The sequence below is a fragment of the Bifidobacterium pseudocatenulatum DSM 20438 = JCM 1200 = LMG 10505 genome, assembly GCF_001025215.1.
Taxonomy (GTDB): domain Bacteria; phylum Actinomycetota; class Actinomycetes; order Actinomycetales; family Bifidobacteriaceae; genus Bifidobacterium; species Bifidobacterium pseudocatenulatum.
The window spans coordinates 1,564,877-1,590,360 of record NZ_AP012330.1 but is presented as its reverse complement, the minus strand read 5'-3'; the positions used below and the strand labels follow the sequence as shown (position 1 = coordinate 1,590,360).

The following is a 25,484-nucleotide window of genomic DNA, read 5'->3' as shown; positions in this document are numbered from 1 at the left end:
ATGCCGTCATTCACCCAGCTGCCGTGCCAAGTGGATGAACATGGTTAAATAATAGTGCGTAAAACGATTGACGTCAATCGATTGACGTAAGTAATTCCAACGCTTTTCGGAAGTGTTGGAATTAAGCCGAAATGGGGGATGAAAAAAGAAGGCCTCTCGGCGTGTCGTAACGGACACGTCAACAGGCCTTTCATGTGGTCTTAGATCGCGAAACTTAGCTGCGAACCGATCCCTTTTCTATCAGCGCGCAATGGATCTTCGCAGGAATCGGCGAATCCAACGGCGGCATGGGAGCGGTGGTATTCGGCCAAGACGAACTGTCGACGGGCTTGCGTTCGATCATCGAAATAAGCTTGCATGCGGCCCAATAACCCATCTCATAGTGGGGCAGTTCCACCGTGGTCAGCTGCGGTTCCAGCGTTTCGGCGAACACGCGGTGGTTGTCGACGCCGACGATGGAAACGTCCTTGCCGACGGTCAGTCCGCGGCGTGCCGCACATTCGTACACATACCATGCACGCGCATCATTGAAGCAAAAGAAACCGTCGGGATTGCGTTCGTCAAACAGTTTGTCGACGGCACGCAACGCAGGACCATTATTGAGCACATTGCATACCAGCGAAGGATCATAGGCGAAACCGGAATCCTGCAATGCCGCCTGATACCCGGCAAAACGGCCATCCTGCGCAATCATGTTTTCCGAGCATCCGATGTAGGCGATACGCTTGCAATCGGCCTGAATCAGCCGTTTCGTGGCATCATAGGCGATTTGGAATTCGTCCGGCTCGATGCTGGGAATCTGGTTGTCGGCATCGGTGGCATCCACCATCACCACCGGATAATCGCCGAGCGAGGCTGGCACGCTCGCAATGCGATTCGACATCTTCGAATAGAAGAAACCGTCCACGCCATACCGTTTCAGCGTGGCGATTTCGTTCTCTTCGCTCGCCCTGCCATCGGTGCTGACCGTGATGATCATGTACCCGTAGGTGCTTGCCGCGTCTTGCGCGCCCAGAATGATGCCGCCTGCGTACGGCGTGGTGGCAACTTCCTCGCTGATGAAGCCGAGAATTCGCGTGCGGCAAGTGCGCAGGCTGCGCGCCAGAGGATTGACCGTGTAGCCGAGTTCGTCTGCCTTCTCGCGTACGAGCGCGGCCAAAGGGGCTTTCACACGTCCTTCATCCCTGCCGTTAAGCACCAGGGAAACAGTGGAAATGGACACCCCTGTCGCTTCGGCAATTTCCTTCATCGTAGTCATATTCGCTACACTATACCCAAATCAATAAGAAAAGCGCGCCATTCCTTATAAATAGCGCGCTTTTCGATTTTTCTGACGATCTAACAGTTTATTGCCTGATTTATTCCGACAGGATTTCGTCCACAAGTGCCTGCTTGGCGTGGATCTGACCTTCGAAACCCGGGCGAATGTCGAGACGGATCACCACGTCGGTGCGATAGCCCTGGCCAGCCAGCTTCATGGTGGCGTCGCGAATCACCTTGAGCACGTCGTCGATGTCGCCTTCGATGTTGGTGAACATGGCGTTGGTTTCACTCGGCAATCCGGATTGACGGATCACGTCGACCGCCTGCGCCACGTACGTGGACTTTTCAGGGCTTGCGCCGGCGGGGGAGATGGCGACTGCGGCAAGCGTGTTGATATACGGTTTGCCGGTTTCCGGGTTGATCGGCACTTCCTGCTTTTCCGCATTGCGATCAAGGGTCATGTTCGTTCCTTTCGTTGCGTTCCTATCGGCCTGATACGACTTGGATTGGCTGGTGCGGATTTGGCTGTCAGCGCCATTTCCAAGCGTGATCCATCGGTCCGGATCCGTGACCGAGGTCAAGCTGCGCCTCCAAGGCGCCCGTCAGATACAGTTTTGCACTATCGACGGCTTCCGGCAATGTCTCGCCAAGCGCCAGATGCGATGCGATCGCCGAAGACAGCGTGCATCCGGTGCCATGCGTGTTCGGATTATTGATACGACGCGCGCGGAACCAAGTGACTTTGCCGCTCGGTTCAACGAGCACATCGCTGGCATCCTGCGTGCCATGACCGCCTTTGACGAGCACCGCGCAGCCGAAATGGCCGGCGAGCATATGGCCTGCCGTCACCATGTCGTTCTCACTGGAGATGCTTTCGCCATTCTCGTAGTCGATCGCGTCGGCACCCTGTTCGACGGCCAGCTCGCACAGCGCCTGGGTCTCCGGCATATTCGGCGTGATGACGGTGGCCAGCGGGAACAGCTTGGAAGTCAGTGCCGCAATCGCGTCGCCTTCGATAAGCTTCGCACCGGATGTTGCCACCATCACCGGATCAAGCACAATATTCGTGGCATCATGCGCAATCAGACGGTCGGCGATCACGTTGATGAGCTCCACGCTCGACACCATGCCGATCTTCACCGCGACCGGCGGAATATCTTCAAATACTGCGTCGATTTGCGCGGCGAGCATTTCCGGAGGAGTGTTCGTGACCATGGTCACGCCTGTGGTGTTCTGCGCGGTCAGCGCCGCGATGGCGGTCATACCGAACACGCCATTGGCAAGCATGGTTTTCAAATCCGCCTGAATGCCGGCACCACCGGAGGAATCCGATCCCGCGATGCTCAATACCGGTGCCAAAGTGCTGGTCATGAATGACTCCTTACTTGCTTTTGCTTGCTTATGATGCGAAGTTCTGAAATATTCGTGATCCGTGATTGCTATTTGCGCAGTACGTGCCCATGCTTTGCATCACCGCGCACTGCCTTCCATCGCGAAACCATATTGCGGGTCGCCTCTTCCGGATCGCTTGCGCCGGCAATGGCCGACACCACAAACCAGCCGGCCGCCTTCGAATGTGCGAGCATCTCCATATCGTCGGCGGTCACTCCACCGCCGACCACAACCGGAAAATCACTCGCATCGCAGATCGCATTGATCTGCGCCTCGTCGAGCGTATGCCCGGAACCATCGTTGCCACCAACGGAAGCTTCCGGCTTGGTGGTGGACACGTGCAACGGGCCGGCCCCGATGTAGTCGATGCAGCCGGCAGGCAGCTCGTTGATCAGCTTCACCAGGCTTTCCGTTTCGGCAGACAAGCCCACAATGGCATCTTCCCCAAGCAACGCGCGGGCTTCCTGCGGTTCCAAGTCGGTTTGCCCAATATGCACGCCGTCAACTTTGATGCCCTTGTGACGTGCCTGCCAAACTACATCCACGCGATCGTCGATCACAAACGCCACGGAATCGGATTTGCCGTTGTTCTCGATAACCTGCGCGATATCGCGTGCCATGCTGGTGATGTCTTTCGCGTCGGTGTTCTTGGCTCGCAGCTGGATGAACGTTGCACCCCCGCGCAACGCATCCTCAATCACACCGGTAATAGTACGGCTCTTGCAATCCTGCGGGCCGACCACAAAGTAGGCGCTCATATCGAATGTATCGCGCATCGATGCATATGAATAATTGTTCATATAATCAACCCTTCTCGGTAAGTGATTCAGAAAACCTACAATGTGAACCGGCAATCGTCCATATTTTCCATATACGCAATTGCCGAACCCCGCATGATATGCCGAATACCATGCAGGGTTCGGCAAAGCCTAGTCGATGATGATTTCGGAAGCGGCGACTTCCTCGGCGGTGACGTTCCAAAGCGCGTCAAGCAGCGCCACTTGGAAAGATCCGGGACCGGACGATTTCGCTTCGGCGATTTCGGAAGCCCTGTTATACAGCAATGATGCCGAAATCGCGGCGACAAGCGGTTCGGCCACGGCCAGATACGTTGCGGTAACGCCGCCGAGCGAACAGCCGGCGCCGGTGATCTTCGTCATCATCGCGCTGCCGCCGGGCAAACGGAACACGCGCTCGCCGTCAGTCACCAGATCGACTGCTCCGGAAACGGCCACCGCGCCGGCTCCAACAGGGGAGTATTTCGCAAGATGACGAGCCACTCGTTTGGCCGCGTCAACGGCGGAATCGACTTCGTCGACGGCTTCCACGCCTGCCGGGCGAGTGCCGGGAACGGTGGAATCATGCTGTGCCAAACCCCACATCGCATCGAGCGCGATGATTTCGCTCGCATTGCCGCGCACAATGGTCGGCGGGTATGTGCGGAACGATTCGAGAATGGCGGTACGGGTTTTGCCGATGCCCGCGGCGACCGGATCAAGTACCCACGTCTTGCCGTTCTTGTGCAGTTTGTAGGCGATTTCCGGTAGCGCGTCCTTGAAGAACGGCAGGAGTGTGCCCACATTGATGTAGTTCGATCCGGCGATTTCCGCGGTGTCGATCACGTCGTCAGGCAGGAAGCTCATGGCTGCGGTGCCGCCGGCGGCCAGCTGCGCGTTGGCCACAAGATTCATCGTTACGAAATTGGTGAACGACTGTGCCAAAGGTGTGGTTTCGCGTACGTCGTTTACTGCCTGCGCAATCTGTTCACGCAATGCAGCTGCATATGAGTCATCGCCCATTGTCTGCTCCCTACGTTGGTCCTAACCAACAGGTTCAAAGGGTCAGGCATTTGCCTATCTCAGCTTCCGCTTTCGCCGGAAGCCCCCCTGCATGTACATAACATATCTAACCTATACAAAGGTGCTGACAGTGGCACGTTTTGCATAAACGAACAATCGACACGTTCCAGTTGGATGCCGGTCCACTTGTTATCTGCGCGTTGCGCCGTCGGGCCAGTCGATTCCAGGATCGGGCGAATGCAATACGTTCTCGTAAATGTCGTTGCGCACGTAAATTTCGCAGGCGCCTTCCGACCATGTGCTTTTCCAAGGTGTCTTGGTTTCGGCGATTTTGATTTTCGTGTAATGGTTTCTGTCGTAACCAAGGTCGGAGAAGAAAAATGGCTGATACAGAGTGTCGTAGAATTCGGGTTCGCCCCACGATTTCCATGTTTCGATGTCTTTCTTTCCCGCATAGGGGTCAACGCACCATTCCCACGACGAATAGCTTCGTCCCTTGTATGCATTGGCAAGAAGCGTATGGTCGAAGTAAGGGGCTGAATCGATAAGGGTGCTGCCGTACCAAGAAGTGTAGTCGATGCAGTCGGTGCCGCCGCAATATCCGCCTTTGTCGATGATTTTGTTGATTTCTGGATTGGAAGCGGTGTCGTTCTTGCTGACGCGTGTCCAGCCTGCCATCCAACGGTATTGCTCCAAATGGTTGGTTTTGATAAAAGACGCTACCGCCCGGGAAGACGAATAGTCGTACCGAATATCGCAAATACTGGCGCTTGCCGTCCAATACACGCTGACAAGCATGAAGATAAGACCGAGGATTTTGAAGAAACGGAGATACCGTTCCGTTTTCTTCGGTCCAAGAAGAGTCATAACACGGTTGTTGAGATTACGGATCCACTGAGGCCAATCGTTGGAATTGATTTTTTCGATATCGCAATCGATGGCGAGAATGGCGATGAAGAATCCCAAGATGATTCCCGCATGATGCATGGAAAGATGCGCGGTGAACGCAACGCTTATACCCAAGTATGTGGTGAGCAGCAATGATGCGGTTTTCCGGCGTAGGCAAATCTGAATAAGAAAACACCACATCAGGCATGACATTACGCACGGCATAAACAGCTCGCTTGGCGTGAGAGCGATGAACTGCATATTGCCATCCGACAGGGTTGAAGTGAACAACGTCTCGGAAGGCATTACCAGCCAGGTGTTGAATACGGAAACCCATGCGGGTGATGTTGTTGCAGTGCCATGTATGTCAAAGTCACCGTGGTATGTGCCGGGTGCGGGGAGTACGTTGAGGAGCAGTATAATGGCGAATACCAGTAGCAGAACAAGTCCCGCGAAACGCTGCTTGTTTTTTATAAGCGAGCGTTCGCCGCAGAGAAATTGAATCGTCCAATTCAAGGCAAGCATGCCGGCGATTGCCAATCCGTAAGAGCTCGTGGCGCATAGCAGCATCATGCTGAGTATGACTGGCCATGGCTTGGTGTTGCGGTTGTTCCAATTGATGGCTATGAGCAGCATTGCGGCGATCATAAGCGCATATGGTCTGGAAGTTACGCCATACTGGTAGCAAAGAAAATAGGAAAATGGCAGTATTACCTTTAGTAATTCTGGTAGTTTCGTTTTGAATTCCAAAAGCCAGATCATCAGCGCGGCGCACATAAGATTGAGGGATTTCAATCCTATTTCGTAAGGCATGCCAAGTTTGGCGGGAATGGCAAGCAGCATCCACCAAAGAGGTGGGTGTCCTTCGTAATGGGTGCGTACGGTAAGCAGTTCCTTCCATGAGCAATCACGTGCGATCAGCCAAGCTTGCGCCTCATCAAACCATGGTTCGTGAAAACACGACACGGTGACGGTCACTGTCACGTAGGCGATGAAGACAATGCAGTGCAGCCGTTGTTCGGCGAACCAGGTGAAGAGTCTTTTTCGAAGGTTCGTCACGCGGTTCGCCGAAACGTCGGGCTGGATGATGGTTGGTGTTTCTGCTGTGTTGCTCATGATAGGTGTAAAGATGGTGTATGGGTACGGCGAGGTTAGAAGGAGGAGCGGGCGCCGCAGAGTTTTTCGAATTCCTCGAGGACCTGCACCTTGGCAAGAGCGTCTTCGAAGGTGATGACGCCCTTGTTGACGAGTCTCGCCAGATCTTGGTCAAGCGTATGCATGCCTTCCTTTTCGCCGGATTGCAGCACGGTACGAATCTGATGCGCCTTGCCTCCGCGAATCAACGCGGCCACGGCCGGAGTGTTGATCATCACTTCGGTGGCAGGAGCGCGGCCATGCCCGCTGGCACGTGGAATCAGGGTTTGCACGACCACCGCGCGCAGAGTGGAGGCCACCTGCACGCGAATCTGCTGCTGCTGATTTTCCGGGTACACGTCGATCAGACGGTCCACGGTCGAACCGGCGTCCTGCGTGTGCAGGGTGGCGAACACCAAGTGGCCGGTTTCCACGGCGGTCAACGCGGTGGAAATGGTTTCGAGGTCTCGAAGCTCGCCCACTTCGATAATGTCGGGATCTTCACGAAGCGCGCGTTTAAGCGCTTCCGCGAAACTTTTGGTGTCGGTTCCCACTTCACGCTGGCTCATCACGCAACGCTTGTGTTGATGCACGAATTCGATCGGGTCTTCAATGGTGATGATATGGTCGGCGCGTTCGGCATTCGCTCTGTCGACAATCGCGGCGAGCGTGGTGGATTTGCCGGAGCCGGTCGGACCGCATACGAGCACGAGTCCACGCGGCAGTAACGCCAGATCGGCGATATGCGGGTCGAGACCAAGCTCCTGCGCGGTTTTGATTTCCGTGGGAATGGTTCGTAATGCCGCGCACACGCCCAAACGGTCGCGGTATACGTTGACGCGGAATCGCAGCAGATCGCCGATGGAGAATGAAATATCAAGTTCCAAATCGTCTTTGAACCGTTCCATCTCCAGCTCGTTGGTCATCACTTTGATGGCTTCATACGTGCGGTCCTTGTTCCACACGCTCAGCCCTTTGGCGGGGCGCAGCTTGCCATCCACGCGCAGCATTGGCGGATCGTTGACCACCAGATGAAGATCGGACGCGTTCAATTCCACCAGCTGGCATATGGCAGCCACGAATTCCGGATCCGCATCGGGATGTTCGGCATGCAATGTTTCTTTGACCTGGTGCGCTTTGATTCTGCGTTGTCCGGGAACAGCGTCCTCGTCGGAATCATTGGTTTCGGGCACTATGAAATCCACGATTAGCCTGTTGTTCATATTGGGTTGCGGTCTGGCAGCGGGCGTAGGCTGCGCAATATGGTTGATGGCGGAAGGCTGCATGGTCTGCGCGTTCTCCTCGTACGCCGCATAGTCGTCCGGCTGTTGCGCGAACGGCGTGCCGCCTGGAATGAATGATGGCGGATCGCCGTCGATTTGCTGGATCGGTCCATGATACTCGAATGCAGGGGTGACTTCCGTCACGTCATCGTCGAATTGCAGATTCTGCTGATCCACGGCTTCGTTTTCCGGGGTTTCCGGAAAAGCGGTGTCGTAGGAGAGTTCCTGTTGTTCTGCAATGAGCGGTGTTTCCGCAGGCCGTGTCGGAGCGGGCTGCGGTTCCGCTACAGATTGTGATGCAACGGCTTGCGGGGCAGCTGACTGTTGCATAGACTGCCGCTGTGCGCTCTGTTGAGGCTCGGCCGCCGGCTGTTGCTCGACCGCGGCCTTAGACATGGGGTCGGGAACGGTACCGGAACCATGCCGCAACGCGGGCATGGCGTCAAGCGACGCGAAAATACTGCGCAAACTGTCATCGTCAGCCTGAATCGCATTGTCGGGCGACCAATGGCGTCCCCTACGCGGATCCTCGTTGAATGAAGGAGCGGTACTGGGAATGGTCACACCTTTCAAACCAGACAAATCGGTGTTCGCATCCCAAGTCGGCTGCGCATCGGGATCCGTCGCGGTGTTCATTTCGGTTTTCAGCTCGGGTTGCTGTTCAATATCGGTCATCATTGTCCTTTACATATGTTGAAAACGCGGTCACACGATTACACAACTACACGGTCACGCGAAGCACTTCATCCACGGAAGTAATGCCTTGCAGAACCTTCTGCCAGCCATCCTCACGAAGCGACGTCATGCCTTTCGACTTGGCCGCCTGCTCGATTTCCAGCGACGTGGCGCCACGCGCGATCAAATCCTCCATCTGCGTGTCCACGCCCATTACCTGCTGAATGGCCACACGCCCGTGATATCCGGTGTTGGAACATTCACGGCAACCCATCGCACGGTACACGGTCGGCAACGGAGAGCCGGGCGTATATGGCACACCCATCATCTTCAACTCCACGGGAGTGGCCGTATCGGCTTTCCGGCATTTCTTGCACAGGCGCCTCGCCAGACGCTGCGCCATCACCGCAGCCAGCGACGAGCTCACCAAAAACGGTTCCACGCCCATTTCCGTCAAACGCGTCACCGCACTCGGAGCATCATTGGTGTGCAACGTGGACAGCACCAAATGGCCCGTCAGCGAAGCCTCGATCGCAATGGTCGCCGTCTCCTCGTCTCGAATCTCACCGATCAGCACCACATCAGGATCGGCACGAAGAATCGAACGCAACGCGGCGGCAAAGGTCATACCCGCCTTATTGTTCACCTGCACCTGATTGATGCCCTCCATGCGGAATTCCACAGGGTCTTCAACCGTGATGATGTTGATTTCCGGGCGGGCCACATCGCCCAACGTCGCATACAACGTGGTCGACTTACCCGAACCGGTCGGACCAGTCACCAACACCATGCCGTACGGGCGGTTGTACGCTTTGGAAAACACATCGAAATTGCGTTCGCTGAAATTTAGATCCTCCACTTTGAGATTGCCCGAAGGCGTGCTCAAAATACGCATGACGATTTTCTCGCCCCACACCGTAGGCAATGCCGCCACGCGAAGATCAACCTTCTGACCGTTGTGACGTACGGTAATACGGCCATCCTGCGGCTTGCGGCGCTCGCCGATATCCATTTCGGCCATGACCTTAATGCGGCTGATCACACCTTGGGTCATGGCGCGTGGCGCTTTTTGGAAGATATGCAACACGCCGTCGATGCGGTAGCGTACGAGCAGACCGTCTTCCTGCGGTTCGATATGGATATCGGAGCAGTGGTCGTCGATGGCCTGGTTGATGAGCAGACTTACGAAGCGTGCCACGGGGGAGGCGTCTTCGCTGTCGTCTTGTTCAAGGTCGACTTCTTTTTTCGCGGTCGCGGCGATCTCGTGCGATAGTTCGGTCAACTCCGCATTGGCGCGCAGGAACCGGTTGATGCAGTCGCGTACCTGCGATGGCATGGCGACCATGGCGATGACGGGCATGCCGGTTGTTGCGGAAACATCGTCTACCGCGGCGAAGTTTTTCGGATTCGCCATGGCTACGGCGATGCGCCCGTTGACGATGGAAAGCGGCAGAAGCTGGTTGCGTCGGCACAGATCGTCGGGAACCATGCTGATGACTTCTTTGTCGATCTGGTATTCATTGAGGTCCACGAACGGCAGGCTCATGCCTTGCGCCAACGCCATGGCATATTGGCGTTCGGTCTGTTCGTCCATGCCTTCGGTGGACGTTGGCATGGCGGGAAAATCTCCGGTGGCGTCGCTTGTCATTGCCGCATGGCGTGGTGTGCTCGGCGTGAACACCTGATGGATCTCGCCGGTTGTCGGCGCGATCGGATCCATACTTTGCGGGAAAGCGTTCGGCGTGTCGCTGTTTTTGTTTCGCCTGAGGAAGGGGAAACGGCCTCCCGAACCGGCGTCGCTCATAATGACCTCCTGCACCGCATGCGCGCTTATGCGCCTGTCATACGGCATAACATGAAACCCCAAGCAAACGGCAGCATTTGTGGGGAGGCTGATGTTCAGTTGTTCGAAGTCATGTGAGCTACAACGATTGCAGTATTGTGTACTGCTAAATCAGCATTGTAGCCGCAAAAACAGGTAAAAGCTAATCGGGGCAAAGTTTTTTGAGAAATATGTTGCTGTGAAAACGTTGGCAGAATATCGTGATACAGTAACTCATGTTTATGGCACCGCGTTTGGTTGCGTGCCGAATTCCTGCCGCTTCCAATGATGGGGTGGCATCTTGTGAAGGAGCTGCTCATGGAGTACAGCTTGCGCACAGCGGGAGACGCCCCCGATTCAGGGGTTGCGGCGAGTCGCGTCAATCGATTGCCAAAACGTGGCGAGTCCGGCTTCACGTTGGTGGAAGTGCTGGTGGCGATCGTGGTGTTGAGCATTACGGGACTTGCCGCCGCACAGTTCGCCATTACGGCCATTCGCACGTCATATGCGCAGCAGCAGCGGTCCACCGCCGTGTCGCTGGGCGACGACGGCATGGAAAGAATGCGTGCGCAGATCGCCAATGTAGACGCCAACCAATATCTCGATGAACTCATCAAAGGCATGGGGGAAACGTCCGTCACCGCCGCGCAAAAGAATCTTTCCGACGTTGGCGCCATCGCGTCGCAATTGGCGGATCTGAGCTATACCAGTTCGCCTGATCCAGACAAGAGCAAGTATATTCAGCCGGTTCGTGCCACTGCGGGCAAGGACGCCAAGCATACCGAATACACGGTGAACACGGTGGTGGAGCGCTGTTTCCGTGCCAGCGGCGAGATCTCGTGCAAGACCGCATCTCAGCTGGGCATTTCCCGTAGTTCCGCAACGAGCTATACGGCCAATACCTCAACAAGCGCTACGGCCGACATTCTGGATCCGGGCAAAACGGTATCGGGCGCGTTCACGTTCGGTGCGCACACGTATATGCCCATGATCCGCGTGGTGGTGGGTGTCACCTGGGACGACAACATGCATCAGGGCAAAACCTGCCTGTACACCACGTCGGAACTGCTGGATATTGGTGTCGACAACAAGCTCATCATCTAGTGAGGGGTTGCAATGAGCGGAACAACAAGCGGAAAACTGCGTATTCGCGCCGTCGCGCAACGTATGGCGCGCGGTGAAAGCGGCGTCACCTTGGTGGAGATGATGGTGTCGCTGTTCATCTTCGCCATCGTCTCCACCATGTTCACCACGGCGATCGTGCAATACCTGCATTCCACCAGCGCGGATGCGATACGAAGCAGGTCTTCCACGGAAATAGCCACGTCGGTGCAAAGCCTCGACCGGTATGTGCGCTACGCGGAGGGTGTTGAGTATGACGCCACGAACCATACGATCACCATGGTCACTCCGGGGGATTCTGGTGCGAAGCAGTGCGTGGTGATCACGTACCAGGACGCCACGTGGAAGAACGGTACGGTAAGCGATTACGGTAGCGTGAAGGTAAAAACGAAGCCGTATGATGCGTCCGTCACGTCATGGAGCACGCGCGCGGTGTTGGGGTCGGTAATGAACAACGAGTCGGGAGGCACGTCTGATGATTCGATGTTCGCCTCGCGATTATTCACGGTGGATGGCACCAATCGGGTGGTGCGTTATTCGCCGGTGACGGGGTCGTATGTGAGCGGCAAGCCGGTCACGTCGAATACGTCCACGTCGTTCACCGCACGCAATGTGAAATCGGGTGGAACTGCAATCGATTTCACTCCGTGTGTCTGAGTGTTCCGATAGGTCTTGCGGCAGACGGCTGGTTCCTTACGGAGCCAGCCGTTTTTGTCGCCCCGTCAGCACCCTGCGACACGCCCGAAAAGGGTGGTTATTCCAGTTTTTTCAAAAAAACGTGACTGCAAAGATTTGCTGAGCGATTGTACTGAAAAACAAGCTATTTGTGGTGTTGTATTTTTTGTTGCACGATTTTGGTTTTGTGTTGTACCTTTTGTGTCCGCTTGAAAAAGTGTGATTTGCTTGATGGTTGTGAAGGGGGTTGTGGGGTAAACTAAAGCGCTTTTGTGCGGATGAAGGATGAGGGGAAAATGAATCGAAAATGAAACGCTCGTAAAACGATTGACGCCGGAATAATGGTTCTGCAAACGATGTCAATGCGGATAAAGTTAGGACTGTTGGTTATGTGAGCCAGCAGCCCCCATAAGGGGACGATCGATAGAAGAACGCCGCGAAGCTCCATCGTGGGATGCGAGCGGCGACCTTTCCCGAAGGAAAGAAGGATTCAATTATGAAGAGCGTGCGCAACGCACTCAACCGCCGCGCCAAGGGCGAAAAGGGCTTCACCCTCGTCGAGCTGCTCGTGGTGGTCATCATCATCGGCATCCTCGCCGCCATCTCCGTGCCGATCTACCTGAACCAGCGCAAGTCGGCCTGGAACTCCCAGACCGAGTCCGACGTCAAGAACGCCAGCCTTGTGGTTGAAACTGCGTCCACTGCCAACAATGGCAAGCTTCCGTCTGAGATTAATGGTGCAACGGCCACGTGCAGTAAGAGCCAGAATACGGGCTGCACGCTTGGAGGCAATACGATTACCGTAACTGAGGGTGTTACCCTGAAGATTACCGGTAAAGCAGATAACTCCTACACTATCGAGGGCGAGAACGAGAACTCTGGTACAGCGATTTTCCTGTATGACTCGGCCAACGGTGTCGTCTCTAAGACTGGTACTAAATAATAAAAGGCATAGCGAATAATTCGCGTGGGACTAAAGGTATCGGAGCGTATGAGGTATCGCTCCGATACCTTGTTCCGTATCCATATTCGTTCCATTGTTCGTCAATCATTCCATGGGGGAGTAATGGCCAGGGAACAGGCGCAAGTGGCATTTCAAAACGGCACCAAGAAGTGGCGTTACAAGGGTGTTTCCGCTGACGGCCGCACCAAGCAGAAGGGCGTTATCGAAGCGCAGACGCGAGATCAGGCCATCGATCGCGTGAATAAACTCGGTCTGATTCCAACGGAACTTGTTGACGTGAACGCAGGCACCGGTCTCAATACCAATATTGAAATCAAAGCATTCGAAAAATATCCAAGCAAAAAAGACTTCGCGGTTATGTCACGTCAGCTTGCCACCATGGTGGCGGCAGGCGTCTCCCTGATTCGCGCACTGAATATCGTTACTGAACAAATCGGAAATGTGAAACTGCGCAATGCGGTACGTGACTGCATGCAGCAGGTTGAGGCGGGATCATCGTTTTCCGAAGCAATGGACAATAATCCCGACCATCTGTTTCCGCCCATTATGATCAACATGGTGCGGGCCGGCGAAACCGGCGGCTTCCTTGACAAATCCCTGATTACCGTGGCCGACAGCTTTGAAGCGGACGTGCGTTTGCAAGGTCAGATCAAAGGCGCACTGGCTTACCCGGTGGTGGTGCTCGGCATTGCTGTGCTGCTGGTGGGCGTGATGCTGCTGACCATCGTGCCCATGTTCGACAGCATGTATGCGTCGATGGGCGCGGAACTGCCATGGGTCACGCAGATCATGGTTGATATGGGCAAGACCGCACCGGTTGGCATTCCCGTGATCATTGTGTGCGCGGTGGCGTTCGTCATGTTTTGGAAGCGCAATCGCAACAAAGACATCATTCGTACCTGGTGGGATCCGTTCACGTTGAAGGCGCCCGTGTTCGGCAAACTGACCACCAATGTGGCATTGGCGCGATTCTGCAACAATTTCACATCCATGCTCGCTTCGGGCGTGCCCATTCTGCAGGCGCTTGACATTGTCGGATCCACATCCGGCAATTATGTAATCGACGAAGCGTCCAAACGAGTGTCTCGACTCGTGGAACGCGGCTATAGGCTGGCGGACAGTATGGGTACCGAAAAAGTGTTCCCGAACATGATGGTGCAGATGGTGGCGATCGGTGAGGATTCCGGCGCCATCGACCAGATGCTCGCCAGCGCGGGCAAAGCGTATGACGAAGAAGCGCAATCCATCGCCAAACAGCTCACTTCGCTGCTGGAACCGTTGATGATTCTGGTGCTCGGTAGCGTGGTCGGCTTCATGGTGGTGGCATTGTACATGCCGATGTTCTCCATGTTCGACGCCATCAACGGGCAAGCGTAAGCGAAAACGGGAAGGTTGAACATGAAGAACGGATTGTGGGCCGGACTCAACCGCAGGTATCGTGCCAGATTACGCCAACGCATGGGGGAGCGGGGCGCGGCCATGATGCTCGCGGTACTGTTCGTAATGGTGGTGCTCACCACGTCGGCACTGGTAATGACCATACTGCTTTCGCAAGCATTGCCGTACAGGAATAATAAGGAGAACGCGCAAGTCGGGTATGCCGCCGAATCTGGACTCGAAGTGGCATTGAGTTTCCTGCGCGAAGCGGAAGCAAGCAAGGACTATAAGAAACTGCTACCGTCGACCGCATCAAACACTGGCAATGCCAGCTTGGATGAGACCTTCACTACAGCATCGGACGGGTCGGTGCTGCTCAACAATGCGGAAGTCAGCAACGACGTGTCGGCAACGGGCGTGAGCTCGTTCACTCCAGACGATATCTCGTACCGAGTGCAAATCGGATATTATGACGACGATCCAAGCTCATCGCCGGCCAAACGACTCACATCCGAAAGCGAGCTGAAGAACGCGAAATATGCGTGGGTGCGTTCCTACGGGTATATCAACAGGTATCCGAATGGGCGAAGCGCGGGTACGGAAACCAGCGCGCGCCGAGCCATGAGCGCCATCTACCAATTCGAGACAGCGAGCGGTGATGACAGCTACGTGATCTCCACCAAGGGTGGACGTCTCGGTATGGGCTTCTACGCGGCAGCGCCAAACAACGAGCGCCGTACCAACCAGCCGACCTGGAAGGAAATCGCCTCATATGATGTCGATGAGAACGGTGATCCGACCGGCATGGTGAACTATGTCAACAAGCCTGGCTCCAAGAATGCGGCCGACGCTATGAGCAATACCATCACTATGAATCCGGCAAACCAAACTTGCATGCTTGCCACCACCAAGCCTGTAGACAAGGTCGAAACGCTTGACGCCATGCTTGACCCGAACGGCAAGCCGGTGGAAGGATCGGCGTTGGTGATTCTTATGCAAGCGCATAAGAAAGACTCCAGCAGCGACGACCTGTATTACACGGAACAGTGCAAAGCCAACGGCGCCTACAAAGACCTGAACACATGGGTGTATTGGAAGGATGATTCCATTCGCCCTGCATCCAATCTGACATTGTGCGTTACCGGAGCTGACATTACGCATGTTGGCGGAGGCACTGCAGGAGCCGCCACATTGCAGAAATGCGGCGAGTCGTACGGCCCCAACTACCAAAGCGACTATTACACCGATCCTGACAAGAAAGCGCAGCAAGACGAAAAGAACGATCCGTCAAGCCTGCTCAACAAATACCAGAAGTGGGCGTTCTATAACGGTTTCATCAATGCGGGCTACTACAACGAGCTAGATAGCGTGCGCGATGAGGCGAACAAGTATGATGCGTCTCTACCGGAATCGCAAGGCTATGCCGTTGGCGGTGTGCAAATGCAGAAGAAGACGCGCTTCCAAGTGCTGGAAGTTTCCAACAAGGCGAATGTGGGCGCCACTATTCAATATCTGAGCGGCGGTCACTGGGCGTCCAACGTCGATGATGCTGTCGATTTGACTCCGCATTTCCTGATGGTGTCGAAGTGGGATTATTCGCTCACCGACGTGAAATCCTGGTTCGACGTGAACGGTGATTTCGAAGACGCCACCGCATCGTTCGGACAGGCGGGAGAAGCCGGCTATGCCACGAAGCAGATCGTCAATGAAACGTCCGGATTCTGCATTTCGTCATCGCAAGACGGATTCGACGCATACACGTCAACCTGCCGAGTGGGTGGCGGTGATTTCAACCCATACTGCTACCACAACACCATCAATGGCAATCCGGCGCAATCATCTTCCGATCTGCATCAGATCGACTACTGCGGGGTGTCCGATTCCACCAAGCGTAAAACCGATCAGGCCGAATATGTTGAAGACACGTCGAGTGACGGCAGTGGCGTGAACACGCAGATTTGGACGATGGTGAACGGGTCGAAGCGTTGCTATGGGTTCGGCGGTTCGGGCAAATTCCAACTTATGGAATGCTCGGCTGCGCCAACATTCACCCGATACAACGAAAAAGCGTCTGACGAGCACAGTAAAGGTACGTTCCAACTCAACGGTCAATGCCTGACGGAAGTGTATCCGGGAGACAAAATCGACGGCAATCCCTCATACTCCGGACGTATCGACGGGCATGCCGACGTGATTATGGCCAAATGCGGATCGTCACGAGACTTTTTGAACCGAGAAATCAAATCGCAGGTGTGGAATGCCTCGGTTAACCTCGGAACAGGCGGCTCAGGCGGCGGCGTGATTTATGGCGGTGGTAGTTCTACCACATTGGAGCCATCCTCCACCAAAGGCTACGTGACATCCAAAGAACTGAACCCGTCCACTATCGCATGGTGAGCGCTGCGCGAGATGGATGTGAACATGAGCATTGTGAACGATACGCCAACTGTGGTGCTGCTACTCGTGGCATCGCTGGTAATCGGCTGCATTTTCGGATCGTTTCTGAACGTGGTGATTTGGCGCGTGCCCAACCACATCAGCTTGGTAAATCCGAAACGCAGTTTCTGCCCGAACTGCGAAGCCCCGATCGCATGGTATGACAATATTCCCATCATTTCTTGGCTGGTGCTCGGCGCGAAATGCCGGCATTGCAAAGAGCCGATCGCCGTACGCTACCCGATTGTGGAAGCGTTGGGCGGACTGTCGTTCCTCGCCGTCACCTTGGGGGCGCTATTCGGCGCGTATTCGCCATGGATATTGCCGGAACTCTACGTATTCGCAGCGGTTTCGATCGTGATCGCATACATTGATCTCGACCATCATCTGATCCTCAATGTTGTGCTATTGCCAACGCTGATTGCAACACTGGCACTGCTGGCTTTGGCATCACTCGGTACGAATGAGTGGAACAGGCTCGGTCGCGCTGTGATATGTGCGATAGTGCTCGGCGCGTTCTACCTATTGCTTTCCATCATATGGAAAGGTGGCATGGGCGATGGCGATATCAAACTTGCGTTCATACTTGGCTTGATTACGGGCTGGCTCGGATGGTCGCAATTCATCATCGGGGCGTTCGCAGCCTTCTTTATTGGAGGATTCTTAAGTCTTGTGCTGATTATCGGCAAAAAAGTCGATATGCATGGAGGCATACCGTTCGGACCGTCCATGCTGCTCGGCATATGGCTTGGCATATTCGTCGGGGCTCCGATCGCCACACTGTACTTGCAAGTGACGGGACTCGCCTGAACCAATCCCCAGCCAACCTGCAACACGTTATATATAAGGAGAGAGCATGAGATCAATAACGGCGCTGTCGATCGCGAACGACGCCATCCGTGCGGCGGTCATAGCAGACCCGTATTCGGATCTGCCCACCATCAAGCATTTCCAGGCGATCCCGTTGCCGAACGGAGCCGTAGTGGATGGCGAAGTGGTCGACCATGATGTGGTGGCCGGACTGCTGAACACACTGGTGAAGCGATTCAAATTCCCCCGCGAGGACACGGCTCTCGTCTACTCCAGCCGACGCATGGTGTTTCGCGAGACGGACTTTCCCTACATGTCGCTGAACGATCTGAAATCCACCTTGCCTTTCCAAGCCAAAGGCATGATTCCGCTGCCTATTGAGGAATCCGAGCTCGACTTCGTGCCATTGAACGTCATCGACAGCGAACAAGGCAAACAGTTGCACGGCATACTCGTGGCGACATTGCGTAACGGATTGGAAAAAACCGCGCGCACAGCCGAAGACGCGGGATTTGTGATCACATCGATCGATGCGGGCCCGTTCGCGCTTGCCAGACTGTTCGCCGACACCAACCAGCAGCAGACCGAAGCGGTGGTCAACATCAGCGGCAACGGCACCGACGTGATCGTGCTCGAAAACGGGCAGCCCGCCTACATGCGCGTCGTGCCATCCGGCGCGGATGACGTGACTGACGCCATCGCCAACGCGCTCAGTATCTCATTCGAAGACGCCGAACGCATCAAAAACCAGATCGGCCTGCAAAACGTGACCGGCGACGAACGACTCGAAAAAGCCGAGGAAGTCATCCGCGAAACCACGGCGCAGCTGATCGTCGGCATCCGCAATACGCTCAACCTGTACGACGTGGACCATGCGGGCGGCACCATCAGCGGCGTGGTGCTTACCGGAACCGGCGCACGGCTGATCGGACTGCCGCCGGTATTGGCCAGTTCCATCAACAAAGTGGTGCGGATCGGCGACCCCTTCATCCGTTTCCGGCTTTCCAAAGAAGTGGAACGGCAGAACATCATGGCGCACGCGATCGATTTGGGCGCAGTGCTTGGACTGGTAATCGGAAAGAAGCCGAGGTGAACGGACGATGAGCAGAAAAAACAACGGAAGCATGAAGCAGATCGGCAGCTCCCACCGCGGTCGACGCGGCAAAATCAAGGATAATCCGAATCCTGAAACCAGTGATGGCGAGAAAACCTCGATTTTGTCGATGAATATTTCCGACATCGGCAAAGCGCTGCGTGCGAGCAGTTCGAAAACCTCCAAAAAGGCTGATCTGCCCGCCGAATGGAATGTGCGCGCCAACCTGCTGCCACGTTCCATCGTGACGCTCAACCGTGATCGTGCCATCAAATACTTGCTGTCATACGTGCTTATCGTGGTGGTGGTTGCGGCCATTGCCATCAGCGCGGGCATGGCGGTGCGCGTGAGCTGGGCCGACCATCGCGTGGAGGAGGCACAGGCGAAAACCCTGTCGTTGCAGAAGGAAAAGGCGGAATTCAAAGACGTGGAAGACACGTTGAACTCGCTGTCCGATTCGCAAAGGTCACGTATCGCCGCGCTCTACGACGAAATGGATTGGATGAAGGTGGTGGATTCGCTCAATGGCGCGCTGCCAGCCGGAGGCCAGTACACGAACCTGTCGTTGAGCAGCTTCCAGATTGGCGGGTCTGACGCTTCTTCGCATAGCGCTACATCTTCAGTATGGTCTGGGAATGGTGTGATTTCCGTTGATTTTACCGTTCTTTCTCCAGATTTCATATCTGCAAAAGATTTTATCGGTAATTTTGCTGCAATTCCTACCTATAAAACAGGCTATGTGAGTTCCATTACCGAAAACAGCGATGAAAACGGCACCACCTATACATACACGGGAACGGTGTCGTTGAAGATGGATACCAATACCACGTCACGAAGCGACAACGCGGCCGGTGCTGACGAAGCCAACCGAGCATTGCAGCAGCAGCTACGCGACAGCCTGAACAAAGCCGCGGCAGGGGAGTCGACTGATACTACCGACAGCGCGACCGCAACTGACGAAACATCCAATGAATGATCGGGAGCAATCATGAACAAGCATAAAATCGCATGGATCGCATTGGCCGCAGGTATTGTCTTCGTCATCATGCTGACATGGCTGGTCGGCGTTTCCCCGCAAATCAGCCATATCAAATCATCCGACGCGCAAACTGCGCAAATCGATGAGAACAATAAGGAAACACGCGACGAAATCGAAACATTACGCATCGCCAGCGAAACGATCGGCCTGCAGAAAGACCGTTTGCGCCAGTTGCAGCGGCAGATTCCAGACGGCTATAACCAGCAGGAATTCATCAATTCGTTGGATGCGTCCGCTGCGGGAACCGGCGTCGCCATCAAATCGGTGAATTTCGATGATGCGGTCGACGCCGACATTCCAGCTGAAATGCAAGGTACCATTCAAGCCGGTCAGCTGGTGCAGGTGTCGGTAAGTATTACCGCCACGGGAAGCTATGATGCCATGCGTAATTTCGTGGCATCCGTGCAGAACATCAACCGTATCGCCGTGCCGGAAAATGTGACCTACACACTTGACAGAAACGGTGACGAAACGAAAAATGCCGTGGTGATCGATTGCAAGATCTGGTCGCTATTGCTCGACAACGACACGGTTGAAGACGAGAACGCCACGAAACAGTAACGCGGGTGGTGTTCTGTCACCGCGTAAAGGTAGGCTTTGCGCTTGTAAAGACCCCAAACCGTTCAAACCAGAAGGTGCATTGTGGCTGTATCCAAACTCGATGAAGTCGTATCCCTCGCCAAGCGTCGTGGCTTTGTTTTTCCCGCCGGTGAAATCTATGGTGGAACCCGTTCCGCGTGGGATTACGGTCCGCTCGGCGTTGCGCTGAAAGACAATATCAAGCGCGAATGGTGGCGTTCCATGGTCGTCACCCGTGGCGACGTGGTGGGCGTTGACACGTCCATTATTCTTCCGCCGGCCGTGTGGGTGGCTTCCGGTCACGTGTCCGTGTTCAACGATCCGCTGATCGAATGCCTCAACTGCCACAAGCGCCACCGCGCCGACAAGCTTGAGGAATCCTATGCCGAAAAGCATGGCGACAAGCTGCCGGAAAACGGCCTGAAAGACATTGTGTGCCCGGATTGCGGCACCCGTGGCAACTGGACCGAACCGCGCGACTTCAACATGATGCTGCGCACCCACCTCGGACCGGTCGAAGACGAGAACTCGCTGCACTACCTGCGTCCGGAAACCGCACAGGGCATTTTCGTGGACTTCAAGAACGTGATGACTTCTTCGCGTTCCAAGCCGCCGTTCGGCATCGCCAACATGGGCAAGTCCTTCCGTAACGAGATCACTCCGGGCAACTTCATCTTCCGCACCCGCGAGTTCGAGCAGATGGAAATGGAATTCTTCGTGGCTCCGGGCACCGATGAGGAATGGCACCAGTACTGGATCGACGCGCGTACCCAGTGGTACATCGACCTTGGTGTGAAGCCGGAGAACCTGCGCCATTATGAGCATCCGAAGGAGAAGCTGGCCCACTATTCGAAGCGTACCGTCGACATCGAATACAAGTTCGGCTTCCAGGGTTCCGATTGGGGCGAGCTTGAAGGCGTCGCCAACCGTACCGACTTCGATCTTTCCGCGCATGCCAAGCATTCCGGCGAGGATCTGAGCTACTTCAACCAGGCCACCGGCGAAAAATACGTGCCGTACGTCATCGAACCGGCCGCCGGCCTGACCCGTTCCCTCATGGCCTTCCTTGTTGACGCCTACGACGTTGACGAGGCCCCGAATACCAAGGGCGGCGTCGATAAGCGCACCGTGCTTCGCCTTGATCCGCGCTTGGCTCCGGTCAAGGCCGCTGTACTGCCGTTGAGCAAGAAGCCGGAATTGCAGACCGTGGCACACGATCTGGCCGCCGATTTGCGTCAGCATGACTGGATGATCGACTATGACGAGGCCGGTGCGATCGGTCGTCGCTATCGCCGTGAAGACGAAATCGGCACCCCGCTGTGCATCACCGTCGACTTCGACACGCTTGACGATCAGGCCGTCACCATTCGCGAACGTGATACCATGCAGCAGGAGCGCGTCGCACTCGACAAGGTGGCTGATTATGTGGCCGCACGTATTGGCGAGAAGCATGTACGTTACCCGCAGGTGCCGGTTGAGATGGGCGGCGAGGCTTGGCCTGAGTCCGTCAAGATCGCCGAAGCCGGTGGCTTGTATTAAAGCTGGATACTGGTTACCATAGCGTTCTTATGCCAGATAGCATTGTGACTGCTTACGAGGAATCCGACGTGCTCGACCCGCGTACCGACGCGGTGAGGCCGTCGGTTCCTCCGGTTATGAAGCCTGTTGATTTAGGGCCGGTACACGTTGAAACCCCGGTGGTGCTTTCGCCTATGGCGGGCGTTACCAACTGGCCGTTCCGCGTGATTTGCGAAAGCTACGGACCGGACGGTCTATACGTGGCCGAAATGATCACCGCGCGCGCGTTGGTCGCACGCAATCCCAAAGCGTTGCGGTTGTGCCATTTCGCGCCGAGCGAGAAAATCCGTTCGCTGCAACTGTACGGTGTGAACCCGGCGATCGTGGAACAGGCCGCGAAAATCGTCATCGACGAAAACATGGCCGACCATGTCGATCTGAACTTCGGATGCCCCGTGCCGAAAGTGACCCGACGCGGCGGCGGATCGGCTTTGCCGTGGAAGACGGATCTGTTTCGCGAGATCATCCAGCGTGTGGTCAAGGTCTGCGATGCTGCCAACGTGCCGGTGACGGCTAAAATCCGCGTCGGCATCGACCATGAGCATGAAACGTTCTTGGAAGCGGGCCATATCGCGCAGGAGGAAGGCTGCAAGGCGGTGACCTTGCACGCGCGTACCACCGCCGAATATTACGGCGGGCACTCCGACTGGAGCCGGATTGGCGAGCTGGTCGAAGCGCTTGACATTCCAGTGTTCGGCAACGGCGATATTTGGGGTGCGAACGATGCGCTTGCCATGGTTGCCGAAACCGGTTGCGCCGGCGTTGCGATTGGCCGCGGCTGCCAAGGCAGGCCATGGCTGTTCGCCGATATCAAGAATGCGTTCGCTGGCAGCGACAAGCGTGTTGACCCCACGTTAGGAGATGTGTGCCGTGTGGTTGAACGCCATGCGGAACTGTTGACCGAATTCTATGATGGCGATGAGCAGATGGCCGTGCATGATCTGCGTAAGCATATCGCGTGGTATCTCAAGGGATTCCCCGTTGGAGGCTCCACCCGTCGCGCGTTCATGGAATGTGAAAATCTTGAGGATGTCAGAGCCGAAATAGGCAAGCTGGATCCCAACATCCGTTTTCCCGAGCGAGTGGTCGACAAGCCAAGGGGGCGCGTGCGCTTCGCAAAGAAAGTGCATCTGCCTTACGGATGGTTGGAATCACGGGAAACAACGCATGATGAACGTCAGGCGTTGTTTGGGGATGACCCTATGGACGCCAGCTATTGAATATGACATGCTGATGTGGTTAAATCGTCGTGGGGGCACCGAAAGAGGGTAAATCGCAGGCGAAATGAACACGTTAGCAATAAAAAAGTGAAAAAACGCCGTTACACACGGCGAAAAGTGCGCGTACTGCAGCGTGTCTGCGATAAAGTTGTGCGTAAACGCGAGTGACAGGAGACTATGGTGAGCGAGATTGCCCAGACTGACAATTTCAACGACAAAACGAATATCAAGGTTGTCGGTGTTGGTGGAGCTGGCGGTAATGCCGTCAATCGCATGATTGCCGAGGGTCTTCAAAGTGTTGAATTCATTGCGATCAATACCGACGCGAAGGACCTGATGCGTTCCGACGCCGATGTCAAGATCTCCTTGAACGATGCCACCAGCCGCGGGCTTGGCGCAGGTGCCGACCCGGAGAAGGGTGCCAAGGCCGCTCAGGATCATCAGTCCGATATCGAGGAATCGCTCAAGGGCGCCGATATGGTGTTCGTGACCTGCGGTGAGGGTGGTGGCACCGGTACCGGTGCAAGCCCGATCGTGGCTCGCGCCGCGCATCAGCAGGGTGCCCTGACCATTGCGGTGGTTACCCGCCCGTTCAGCTTTGAAGGTCCCCAGCGTGCGGCTTCCGCAGCACTTGGCATTGAGAATCTGCGCAAGGAAGTCGATGCGCTGATCGTGATTCCGAACGATCGACTGCTTGAGCTTTCCGATCGCACCATCGGCATCGTCGATGCGTTCAAGACCGCCGACACCGCCTTGCTGGCCGGCGTGCAGGGCATCACCGACCTGATTTCTTCGAACTCGTACATTCACGTCGACTTCAACGATGTCAACGCTATTCTGCGTGGCGCGGGCACCGCACTGTTCGGCATCGGTTCCGCACGAGGCGAGGATCGCGCCACCCAGGCAGCTGAAATCGCCATCAGCTCGCCGCTGCTGGAAGAAAGCATCGAGGGTGCCCACGGCGCGCTGATCAATATCGCCGGCCCGTCCGATCTGAAGTTGCAGGAAGCGGCCGCCGCCACCCAGCTGGTGGGCAAGGCCATCCATCCGGAAGCACAGATCATCTGGGGTCTTTCCCTCGACGACGCTTACGGCGACGAAGTGCGTGTCACCGTTATCGCAGCAGGCTTTGATGCCAACTCCAAGAAGGCGGCTCAGGCTGAAGCCCAGAAGCAGGCAGAGCCTGCGGAAAGCACGGTGCCGCTGTCGGCGTTGTCCGCAGCCCCGAGGGCAGCGGCGGTTCCGCAGCAGCCCCAGCCTCAGCTTATTCAGACTCCGGAAGCCCCGAAGGTGCAGCCGCTGTCCACTTATATTCCGTCCACTCCGGAACCCGTCGTTCCGTCATTCGACCAGACCACCGAGCATGAAGTGGTGTCTTCGAACGATGCCGGCGATTTGGATATTCCGGATTTCCTGCGCTAAAAGCAACGCGAAGACGCGAAAGGATCGTTCATGGCAGGTTTTATGAAAAGCGCGATGTCCTATTTGGGCATGACCGACGTTGCCGAAGGTGACGAGGATTTCAACGAAGAGGCTGAGAGCAGCGAAACCTCGTTCGATTCCGACCATTCCGTGACCCCGATGGCTTCGACTCCTGCCGCGACGTCCGCACCGCGCGAGCAGACCAAAGCCAACCCGTTCCAAGGCGGAAGGGTGAGCCGTATCACCACGATTCACCCGAAATCCTATGAGGACGCTCAGCTGGTCGGACGTGCCATTCGCGACGGCGTTCCGGTGGTGCTGAACCTGACCGGTGTGGCCGAGGCCGTGGCGTATCGCATTGTGGACTTTTCCGCGGGTGTGGTTTTTGGCGTGCGTGGCTCCATCGAACGTGTCACTCCGCGCGTGTTCCTGCTGAGCCCAGCTCAGGTGAACATCAAGGTTGAGGAACCGCAGGCGAATAACTCGTCGCACGATTTGTTCGCCGACTGATATAGACGAAAGCCGTTGCGAAAGCAGACTGCATGAAGCCTCCGTCACCCGTGATGGGGGCTTTGTTATGTTCTGTTGCTAAGGTGGTGCCCCATGATTTTGTCTTTGATCGGTAGCATCGTCCACTTTTTGGTGAATGCCTACATTCTGGTGCTGTTCATTCGCATGATTCTCGATTGGGTTGCTGTGTTGGCATCGGCATGGCGTCCACGGGGGTTGGTGTCGTCGTTGATCGACGCGGTTTACCAGTTGACGGAGCCCCCACTGCGCTGGCTACGCCAATATATCCGCCCTATTCCATTGGGTCCCATCTACTTCGATGTGGCATTCATCGTTCTTTATTTCATTCTCATTGCTATTGATTTCCTCATTTAATGTATGTCAAATGCCGATTTTTCGCAAA

21 protein-coding genes, 1 pseudogene and 1 riboswitch are annotated in these 25,484 nt (G+C 55.7%); of the genes and pseudogenes, 14 read left to right on the top strand and 8 right to left on the bottom strand.

All coding sequences use genetic code 11. From position 1 onward, the window contains the following. Nucleotides 1–214: 214 nt before the first annotated feature. The 8 genes and pseudogenes from BBPC_RS06675 to BBPC_RS06640 form a co-directional block, all read right to left on the bottom strand. Complete coding sequence (locus tag BBPC_RS06675; protein ID WP_034881014.1) at nt 215–1,258, bottom strand: LacI family DNA-binding transcriptional regulator; 1,044 nt, start codon at nt 1,256–1,258, stop codon at nt 215–217. A 100-nt stretch (nt 1,259–1,358) separates the two neighbouring features. Beyond that, on the bottom strand, nt 1,359–1,724 hold the full coding sequence (locus BBPC_RS06670) for a thiamine-binding protein (protein WP_004220731.1): 366 nt from the start codon (nt 1,722–1,724) through the stop codon (nt 1,359–1,361). Between the two features lie 67 nt (nt 1,725–1,791). Continuing rightward, nucleotides 1,792–2,634, bottom strand: a complete 843-nt coding sequence (thiD, locus tag BBPC_RS06665; RefSeq protein ID WP_004220729.1) for a bifunctional hydroxymethylpyrimidine kinase/phosphomethylpyrimidine kinase — start codon at nt 2,632–2,634, stop codon at nt 1,792–1,794. 74 nt (nt 2,635–2,708) lie between these two features. After that, nucleotides 2,709–3,455 (bottom strand): annotated as a pseudogene (locus tag BBPC_RS06660) (thiamine phosphate synthase); the annotation flags it as partial. Nucleotides 3,456–3,584: 129 nt separating this feature from the next. Further along, nucleotides 3,585–4,454, bottom strand: a complete 870-nt coding sequence (locus tag BBPC_RS06655; protein WP_004220724.1) for a hydroxyethylthiazole kinase — start codon at nt 4,452–4,454, stop codon at nt 3,585–3,587. Next, nucleotides 4,445–4,553, bottom strand: a riboswitch (TPP riboswitch). (Overlaps the previous gene by 10 nt.) Nucleotides 4,554–4,643: 90 nt before the next feature. Continuing rightward, a complete protein-coding gene (locus tag BBPC_RS06650; RefSeq protein WP_004220721.1) occupies nt 4,644–6,458 on the bottom strand; it encodes a hypothetical protein in 1,815 nt (604 codons plus the stop codon). A 35-nt stretch (nt 6,459–6,493) separates the two neighbouring features. After that, the gene (locus BBPC_RS09380; RefSeq protein WP_227572309.1) at nt 6,494–8,434 is read right to left on the bottom strand and encodes a type IV pilus twitching motility protein PilT; all 1,941 of its coding nucleotides are present in this window, start codon (nt 8,432–8,434) and stop codon (nt 6,494–6,496) included. A gap of 46 nt (nt 8,435–8,480) precedes the next feature. Beyond that, nucleotides 8,481–10,238, bottom strand: coding sequence for a GspE/PulE family protein (locus BBPC_RS06640; protein ID WP_022244708.1), 1,758 nt, complete (start codon nt 10,236–10,238; stop codon nt 8,481–8,483). Nucleotides 10,239–10,574: 336 nt separating this feature from the next. On the opposite strand from BBPC_RS06640, the gene BBPC_RS06635 reads away from it, so the two are divergent. The 14 genes from BBPC_RS06635 to BBPC_RS06570 all read left to right on the top strand — a co-directional run bounded on the left by BBPC_RS06635 (nt 10,575) and on the right by BBPC_RS06570 (nt 25,456). Then, nucleotides 10,575–11,360, top strand: a complete 786-nt coding sequence (locus tag BBPC_RS06635; protein ID WP_022244707.1) for a type IV pilus modification PilV family protein — start codon at nt 10,575–10,577, stop codon at nt 11,358–11,360. Nucleotides 11,361–11,372: 12 nt separating this feature from the next. Then, nucleotides 11,373–12,035, top strand: a complete 663-nt coding sequence (locus BBPC_RS06630; RefSeq protein ID WP_022244706.1) for a PulJ/GspJ family protein — start codon at nt 11,373–11,375, stop codon at nt 12,033–12,035. A 514-nt stretch (nt 12,036–12,549) separates the two neighbouring features. Then, entirely contained in the window at nt 12,550–12,996 is a 447-nt protein-coding gene (locus BBPC_RS06625; protein WP_022244705.1) for a type IV pilin protein, read from the top strand. A 123-nt stretch (nt 12,997–13,119) separates the two neighbouring features. Continuing rightward, nucleotides 13,120–14,394 (top strand): type II secretion system F family protein, encoded by a 1,275-nt coding sequence (locus tag BBPC_RS06620; protein WP_004220706.1) that lies wholly within the window; start codon nt 13,120–13,122, stop codon nt 14,392–14,394. A 21-nt stretch (nt 14,395–14,415) separates the two neighbouring features. Beyond that, the gene (locus BBPC_RS06615; RefSeq protein ID WP_022244703.1) at nt 14,416–16,791 is read left to right on the top strand and encodes a hypothetical protein; all 2,376 of its coding nucleotides are present in this window, start codon (nt 14,416–14,418) and stop codon (nt 16,789–16,791) included. Nucleotides 16,792–16,815: 24 nt separating this feature from the next. Beyond that, the gene (locus BBPC_RS06610; protein ID WP_022244702.1) at nt 16,816–17,640 is read left to right on the top strand and encodes a prepilin peptidase; all 825 of its coding nucleotides are present in this window, start codon (nt 16,816–16,818) and stop codon (nt 17,638–17,640) included. Nucleotides 17,641–17,686: 46 nt separating this feature from the next. Then, entirely contained in the window at nt 17,687–18,733 is a 1,047-nt protein-coding gene (gene pilM / locus BBPC_RS06605; RefSeq protein ID WP_004220700.1) for a type IV pilus assembly protein PilM, read from the top strand. 7 nt (nt 18,734–18,740) lie between these two features. Then, entirely contained in the window at nt 18,741–19,709 is a 969-nt protein-coding gene (locus BBPC_RS06600; protein ID WP_004220697.1) for a hypothetical protein, read from the top strand. Nucleotides 19,710–19,721: 12 nt separating this feature from the next. Beyond that, nucleotides 19,722–20,333, top strand: a complete 612-nt coding sequence (pilO, locus tag BBPC_RS06595) for a type 4a pilus biogenesis protein PilO (protein WP_004220695.1) — start codon at nt 19,722–19,724, stop codon at nt 20,331–20,333. An 81-nt stretch (nt 20,334–20,414) separates the two neighbouring features. After that, complete coding sequence (locus tag BBPC_RS06590; protein ID WP_004220693.1) at nt 20,415–21,890, top strand: glycine--tRNA ligase; 1,476 nt, start codon at nt 20,415–20,417, stop codon at nt 21,888–21,890. A 29-nt stretch (nt 21,891–21,919) separates the two neighbouring features. Beyond that, the gene (dusB, locus tag BBPC_RS06585; protein ID WP_004220692.1) at nt 21,920–23,149 is read left to right on the top strand and encodes a tRNA dihydrouridine synthase DusB; all 1,230 of its coding nucleotides are present in this window, start codon (nt 21,920–21,922) and stop codon (nt 23,147–23,149) included. A 177-nt stretch (nt 23,150–23,326) separates the two neighbouring features. Next, nucleotides 23,327–24,571, top strand: a complete 1,245-nt coding sequence (ftsZ, locus tag BBPC_RS06580) for a cell division protein FtsZ (protein WP_004220691.1) — start codon at nt 23,327–23,329, stop codon at nt 24,569–24,571. A gap of 30 nt (nt 24,572–24,601) precedes the next feature. Further along, a complete protein-coding gene (locus BBPC_RS06575; protein WP_004220690.1) occupies nt 24,602–25,081 on the top strand; it encodes a cell division protein SepF in 480 nt (159 codons plus the stop codon). 93 nt (nt 25,082–25,174) lie between these two features. After that, a complete protein-coding gene (locus BBPC_RS06570) occupies nt 25,175–25,456 on the top strand; it encodes a YggT family protein (RefSeq protein ID WP_004220689.1) in 282 nt (93 codons plus the stop codon). Nucleotides 25,457–25,484: the final 28 nt, after the last annotated feature.

Excerpts from the sequence above, each read along its gene's own strand:
- BBPC_RS06650 (WP_004220721.1), bottom strand. The coding sequence starts at position 6,458 with ATGAGCAACACAGCAGAAACACCAACCATCATCCAGCCCGACGTTTCG.
- BBPC_RS06570 (WP_004220689.1), top strand. The coding sequence starts at position 25,175 with ATGATTTTGTCTTTGATCGGTAGCATCGTCCACTTTTTGGTGAATGCC.
- BBPC_RS06640 (WP_022244708.1), bottom strand. The coding sequence starts at position 10,238 with ATGAGCGACGCCGGTTCGGGAGGCCGTTTCCCCTTCCTCAGGCGAAAC.
- BBPC_RS06655 (WP_004220724.1), bottom strand. The coding sequence starts at position 4,454 with ATGGGCGATGACTCATATGCAGCTGCATTGCGTGAACAGATTGCGCAG.
- BBPC_RS06625 (WP_022244705.1), top strand. The coding sequence starts at position 12,550 with ATGAAGAGCGTGCGCAACGCACTCAACCGCCGCGCCAAGGGCGAAAAG.
- BBPC_RS09380 (WP_227572309.1), bottom strand. The coding sequence starts at position 8,434 with ATGACCGATATTGAACAGCAACCCGAGCTGAAAACCGAAATGAACACC.
- BBPC_RS06610 (WP_022244702.1), top strand. The coding sequence starts at position 16,816 with ATGAGCATTGTGAACGATACGCCAACTGTGGTGCTGCTACTCGTGGCA.
- ftsZ (WP_004220691.1), top strand. The coding sequence starts at position 23,327 with ATGGTGAGCGAGATTGCCCAGACTGACAATTTCAACGACAAAACGAAT.
- BBPC_RS06615 (WP_022244703.1), top strand. The coding sequence starts at position 14,416 with ATGAAGAACGGATTGTGGGCCGGACTCAACCGCAGGTATCGTGCCAGA.
- dusB (WP_004220692.1), top strand. The coding sequence starts at position 21,920 with ATGCCAGATAGCATTGTGACTGCTTACGAGGAATCCGACGTGCTCGAC.
- pilO (WP_004220695.1), top strand. The coding sequence starts at position 19,722 with ATGAACAAGCATAAAATCGCATGGATCGCATTGGCCGCAGGTATTGTC.
- BBPC_RS06575 (WP_004220690.1), top strand. The coding sequence starts at position 24,602 with ATGGCAGGTTTTATGAAAAGCGCGATGTCCTATTTGGGCATGACCGAC.
- BBPC_RS06670 (WP_004220731.1), bottom strand. The coding sequence starts at position 1,724 with ATGACCCTTGATCGCAATGCGGAAAAGCAGGAAGTGCCGATCAACCCG.
- thiD (WP_004220729.1), bottom strand. The coding sequence starts at position 2,634 with ATGACCAGCACTTTGGCACCGGTATTGAGCATCGCGGGATCGGATTCC.
- BBPC_RS06675 (WP_034881014.1), bottom strand. The coding sequence starts at position 1,258 with ATGACTACGATGAAGGAAATTGCCGAAGCGACAGGGGTGTCCATTTCC.
- BBPC_RS06635 (WP_022244707.1), top strand. The coding sequence starts at position 10,575 with ATGGAGTACAGCTTGCGCACAGCGGGAGACGCCCCCGATTCAGGGGTT.
- BBPC_RS06630 (WP_022244706.1), top strand. The coding sequence starts at position 11,373 with ATGAGCGGAACAACAAGCGGAAAACTGCGTATTCGCGCCGTCGCGCAA.
- BBPC_RS06620 (WP_004220706.1), top strand. The coding sequence starts at position 13,120 with ATGGCCAGGGAACAGGCGCAAGTGGCATTTCAAAACGGCACCAAGAAG.
- BBPC_RS06600 (WP_004220697.1), top strand. The coding sequence starts at position 18,741 with ATGAGCAGAAAAAACAACGGAAGCATGAAGCAGATCGGCAGCTCCCAC.
- pilM (WP_004220700.1), top strand. The coding sequence starts at position 17,687 with ATGAGATCAATAACGGCGCTGTCGATCGCGAACGACGCCATCCGTGCG.